Consider the following 5,870-nt stretch of genomic DNA (forward strand, 5'->3'; position numbering starts at 1 on the left):
GGTAAAATAAAAAGAATTGCTGTGCTATCAATAGATTTGGGGGATTTTAATATGGTACTGGATAAGGCAAGTTGTGATTTGCTTCAATATTTGATGGATCAAGAAACGTCCAAAACGATTATGGCGATTTCGAAAGATTTGAAAGAGTCAAGAAGGAAAATTTATTATCACATTGACAAAATCAATGCTGCTCTGGGTGACGAGACGCTTCACATCATTAGTATTCCACGAATTGGTATTCACTTAACGGAAGAGCAGAGAGATGCTTGTTGTGAACTATTATCGGAAGTAGATTCGTACGATTATACCATGAGTGCGCATGAACGTATGATGATAATGTTACTATGGATAGGTATTTCTAAAGAACGTATTACGATTGAAAAATTGATGGAGTTAACAGAGGTATCTAGGAATACTGTTCTCAATGATTTGAATAGTATTCGTTATCAACTAACTTTGGAACAATATCAGGTGACCTTGCAAGTGAGCAAGTCACAGGGATACCACCTTCATGCCCACCCTCTTAATAAAATTCAGTATCTTCAATCGCTTCTATATCATATTTTTATGGAAGAGAATGCCACTTTTGTATCTATTTTAGAAGATAAGATGAAAGAGAGGTTAGATGATGAGTGTTTGCTTTCTGTTGAAATGAACCAATTTTTTAAGGAACAGGTTCCTTTAGTTGAACAAGATTTAGGGAAGAAAATAAACCATCATGAAGTAACTTTTATGTTGCAGGTTCTACCTTATTTGCTGTTAAGCTGTCATAATGTTGAACAGTATCAAGAAAGACATCAGGATATAGAGAAAGAATTTTCTTTGATAAGAAAAAGAATAGAGTATCAGGTGTCTAAGAAATTAGGAGAACGGTTGTTTCAAAAGTTTGAAATTTCTTTGTCAGAACTTGAAGTTTCTCTTGTAGCTGTTCTTCTCCTCTCCTATCGTAAAGATTTGGATATTCATGCAGAAAGTGATGATTTTCGGCAATTAAAACTTGCTTTAGAAGAATTTATCTGGTATTTTGAATCACAAATCCGCATGGAGATTGAGAACAAGGATGATTTGTTAAGAAATTTGATGATCCACTGTAAAGCCTTGTTATTTAGAAAGACTTACGGTATTTTTTCTAAAAATCCCCTAACAAAACAAATTCGATCCAAGTATGGAGAATTATTTTTAGTCACTAGAAAATCTGCGGAAATTTTAGAAGGAGCGTGGTTTATTCGGCTAACAGACGATGATATTGCCTATTTGACGATTCATATTGGAGGATTTTTAAAGTATACACCATCGTCTCAAAAAAATATGAAAAAAGTTTATCTCGTTTGTGATGAAGGTGTTGCGGTTTCGAGACTTTTGCTGAAACAATGCAAACTTTATTTTCCAAATGAGCAAATTGGCACTGTATTTACAACAGAACAATTTAAGAGTGTGGAAGATATTGCACAAGTTGATGTAGTGATTACTACTAATGATGATTTGGATAGCAGATTTCCGATTTTAAGAGTTAATCCTATCCTTGAAGCAGAAGATATTTTGAAAATGCTAGACTATCTTAAACACAATATATTTCGTAATGAGAGCAAAAGTTTCAGTGAAAATCTTTCCAGTCTTATTTCGTCTTATATTGTAGACAGCAAGTTGGCTAGTAAGTTCCAAGAAGAGGTTCAAACACTTATAAATCAAGAAATAGTAGTTCAAGCTTTTTTGGAAGATATTTGAAGGACAGTCCAATGATGAACACAAACCTGTGTTTTTCTTGGTCTTTTTTAGTATTTTGAAGGGTGGTATACTAATCTCAAAGATAACAATTATATCCAAAGGAGGCAACATATGCCAAACGTCAAAGAAATTACAAGAGAGTCATGGATTTTAGCTACTTTCCCAGAGTGGGGAACATGGTTGAACGAAGAAATCGAAGAAGAAGTCGTACCTGAAGGCAATTTTGCCATGTGGTGGCTAGGCAACTGTGGTACTTGGATTAAGACACCAGGTGGTGCTAACGTTGTCATGGACCTTTGGTCAAACCGTGGAAAATCAACCAAAAAAGTGAAAGATATGGTTCGTGGACACCAAATGGCAAATATGGCAGGTGTTCGTAAGTTGCAACCAAACTTGCGTGTTCAGCCAATGGTTATCGATCCATTTGCTATCAACGAACTAGACTATTACTTAGTTTCACACTTCCATAGTGATCATATCGACCCATACACAGCTGCAGCAATTCTCAACAATCCTAAGTTAGAGCATGTTAAGTTTATCGGTCCTTACCACTGTGGACGAATCTGGGAAGGATGGGGTGTTCCAAAAGAACGTATCATCGTTGTTAAACCAGGTGACACTATCGAATTAAAAGATATGAAGATTCATGCAGTAGAATCATTTGACCGTACTTGCTTGGTAACTCTCCCAGTGAACGGTGCTGATGAGACAGGCGGTGAACTTGCTGGCTTAGCTGTTACAGATGAAGAAATGGCTCAAAAGGCCGTTAACTATATCTTTGAAACACCAGGTGGAACCATCTATCATGGTGCAGATTCTCACTTCTCAAACTATTTTGCAAAACATGGTAAAGACTTTAAAATTGATGTTGCTTTGAATAACTATGGTGAAAATCCGGTAGGTATCCAAGATAAAATGACATCTATCGACCTTCTTCGTATGGCAGAAAATCTGCGTACCAAAGTCATTATCCCAGTTCACTATGATATCTGGTCTAACTTCATGGCTTCTACTAATGAGATTCTAGAACTTTGGAAAATGAGAAAAGATCGCTTGCAATACGATTTCCATCCATTTATCTGGGAAGTTGGCGGTAAGTACACTTATCCTCAAGATCAACACTTAGTAGAATACCATCATCCACGTGGTTTTGATGATTGTTTTGAACAAGACTCTAACATTCAATTTAAAGCTTTGCTATAATATAAAAATATTCTTTGGAGGTTATCCGTATGTTGCATGATACGGATAATTTTCATATAATAGTAAAATAGAATGTGTGATACAATAATCACCTCAAATAGAAAGGAAATTCTATGTCAAATCTATCTGTTAATGCAATTCGTTTCCTAGGTATTGACGCTATCAACAAAGCCAACTCAGGTCACCCAGGTGTGGTTATGGGAGCGGCTCCGATGGCTTACAGCCTCTTTACAAAACAACTTCGTATCAATCCAGCTCAACCAAACTGGATTAACCGTGACCGCTTTATTCTTTCAGCAGGTCATGGTTCAATGCTCCTTTATGCCCTTCTTCACCTTTCTGGTTTTGAAGATGTCAGCATGGATGAAATCAAGAGCTTCCGTCAATGGGGTTCTAAAACACCAGGTCACCCAGAATTCGGCCATACAGCAGGAATTGATGCTACTACTGGACCTCTAGGTCAAGGGATCTCAACTGCTACTGGTTTTGCCCAAGCAGAACGTTTCTTGGCAGCTAAATATAACCGTGAAGGCTACAATATCTTTGACCACTATACTTACGTTATCTGTGGAGACGGAGACTTGATGGAAGGTGTCTCAAGCGAGGCGGCTTCATACGCAGGCTTGCAAAAACTAGACAAGTTGGTTGTTCTTTATGATTCAAATGACATCAACTTGGATGGTGAGACAAAGGATTCCTTTACAGAAAGTGTTCGTGACCGTTACAATGCCTACGGTTGGCATACAGCCTTGGTTGAAGATGGAACAGACTTAGAAGCTATCCATGCTGCTATCGAAACAGCCAAAGCTTCAGGTAAACCATCTTTGATTGAAGTGAAGACGGTTATTGGATATGGTTCTCCAAACAAACAGGGAACCAATGCTGTACACGGTGCCCCTCTTGGAGCAGATGAAACCGCAGCAACTCGCCAAGCGCTCGGTTGGGACTATGAACCATTTGAAATTCCAGAACAAGTTTATGCTGATTTCAAAGAAAATGTTGCAGACCGTGGCGCATCAGCTTATCAAGCTTGGACAAAATTAGTTGCTGACTATAAAGAAGCGCATCCAGAATTGGCTGCAGAAGTAGAAGCCATCATCGATGGACGTGATCCAGTTGAAGTGACTCCAGCAGACTTCCCAGCCTTAGAAAATGGCTTCTCTCAAGCAACTCGTAATTCAAGTCAGGATGCTTTGAACGTTGTGGCGGCTAAGTTGCCAACTTTCTTGGGTGGATCAGCTGACCTAGCTCACTCAAACATGACTTATATCAAGACTGACGGACTTCAAGACGATGCTAATCGCTTGAACCGTAACATTCAGTTTGGTGTTCGTGAATTTGCAATGGGAACGATCTTGAACGGGATGGCTCTTCATGGTGGACTTCGTGTATACGGTGGAACTTTCTTCGTCTTCTCTGACTATGTGAAGGCAGCTGTCCGCTTGTCAGCCTTGCAAGGTCTTCCTGTGACTTATGTCTTTACCCATGATTCAATCGCAGTTGGGGAAGATGGTCCAACGCATGAACCAGTTGAACATCTAGCAGGTCTTCGTGCTATGCCAAATCTAAATGTTTTCCGCCCAGCAGATGCGCGTGAAACTCAAGCAGCTTGGTACCTTGCAGTGACAAGTGAGAAAACACCAACTGCCCTTGTCTTGACCCGTCAAAACTTGACTGTCGAAGAGGGAACAGACTTTGACAAGGTTGCAAAAGGTGCCTATGTCGTCTATGAAAATGCAGCAGACTTTGATACTATCTTGATTGCAACAGGTTCAGAGGTCAATCTTGCTGTCTCAGCTGCCAAAGAATTGGCTAGTCAAGGAGCAAAAGTCCGCGTAGTCAGCATGCCATCTACAGATGTCTTTGATAAACAAGATGCAGCATACAAGGAAGAAATTCTTCCAAATGCAGTTCGCCGTCGTGTTGCAGTCGAAATGGGTGCAACTCAAAACTGGTACAAATACGTTGGTCTTGATGGCGCCGTTCTCGGTATTGATACCTTCGGAGCCTCTGCCCCAGCACCAAAAGTATTGGCAGAATATGGCTTTACTGTCGAAAATCTTGTAAAAGTCGTTCAAAACTTGAAATAATCCTAAAAATCAGGGCGCAGGCTCTGATTTTTCTTATTAGAAAAGCAAGGTACAATCTTGTAAAAGTAACTGAAATTTGATATAGTAGTCCTATGTAAAAGACAAAGGAGAATATAATGGAATCACAATATACATTTTTAATCATTCTTGTGGCTATGGTGGGCTTGATGTTCTTTACGCAACGCTCTCAAAAGAAACAAGCACAAAAACGTATGGAAAGCTTGAATAAACTACAAAAAGGCTATGAAGTTATTACAATCGGTGGACTTTATGGAACAGTCGATGAAGTAGATACGGAGAAGAAAACAATTGTTCTTGATGTAGATGGAGTTTACTTGACTTTTGAACTAGCTGCTATCAAGACCGTATTACCACTTAAAGAAACAGCTTCACTAGAAGGTGCAATTGAAAAATAAGACGGGATCACGAACTCCCGTTTTTCTATAAAAGAAAGGAAATGGGATGGAAAAACTAGTCTTTGTCTGTCTAGGAAATATTTGCCGTAGTCCTATGGCTGAGTTTGTTATGAAATCAATGACAGATAACTACGAAATCCAAAGTCGAGCGACGTCCTCTTGGGAACATGGCAATCCGATTCATAAGGGAACTCAAGGGATTTTTCGACAATATGAGATTCCTTATGACAAGAACAAGACATCGCTTCAGATTAGTAAGGAAGATTTTGAAGCCTTTGATTATATTATCGGAATGGACGCTTCAAATGTTGCTGACTTACGTCAGATGTGTCCAGCAGGATTGCAAGATAAGATTTACTCATTTGCATCTGAAAGTGTACCAGATCCTTGGTATACAGGAGATTTTGAGGAAACTTATCGGCATGTTCAAGAGGGG

Annotated in this window: 5 protein-coding genes; all 5 read left to right on the forward strand. The window is 39.1% G+C overall.

The window, feature by feature from the left end:
- Positions 1-51 precede the first annotated feature (51 nt).
- Positions 52-1,725, forward strand: a complete 1,674-nt coding sequence (locus tag WKI42_RS09285) for a transcription antiterminator (protein WP_368081775.1) — start codon at positions 52-54, stop codon at positions 1,723-1,725.
- A gap of 111 nt (positions 1,726-1,836) precedes the next feature.
- The gene (gene ulaG / locus WKI42_RS09290; protein WP_001134226.1) at positions 1,837-2,928 is read left to right on the forward strand and encodes an L-ascorbate 6-phosphate lactonase; all 1,092 of its coding nucleotides are present in this window, start codon (positions 1,837-1,839) and stop codon (positions 2,926-2,928) included.
- A 113-nt stretch (positions 2,929-3,041) separates the two neighbouring features.
- Positions 3,042-5,018: a transketolase gene (gene tkt / locus WKI42_RS09295; RefSeq protein ID WP_368081773.1), complete on the forward strand. Its 1,977-nt coding sequence runs from the start codon at positions 3,042-3,044 to the stop codon at positions 5,016-5,018.
- Between the two features lie 116 nt (positions 5,019-5,134).
- Positions 5,135-5,434: a preprotein translocase subunit YajC gene (gene yajC, locus WKI42_RS09300; protein WP_000445810.1), complete on the forward strand. Its 300-nt coding sequence runs from the start codon at positions 5,135-5,137 to the stop codon at positions 5,432-5,434.
- A gap of 46 nt (positions 5,435-5,480) precedes the next feature.
- The coding region (locus WKI42_RS09305) for a low molecular weight protein-tyrosine-phosphatase (RefSeq protein ID WP_368081774.1) at positions 5,481-5,870 on the forward strand (390 nt) is incomplete at its 3' end.

This window comes from Streptococcus pseudopneumoniae, assembly GCF_038148935.1.
Taxonomy (GTDB): Bacteria; Bacillota; Bacilli; order Lactobacillales; family Streptococcaceae; genus Streptococcus; species Streptococcus pseudopneumoniae_U.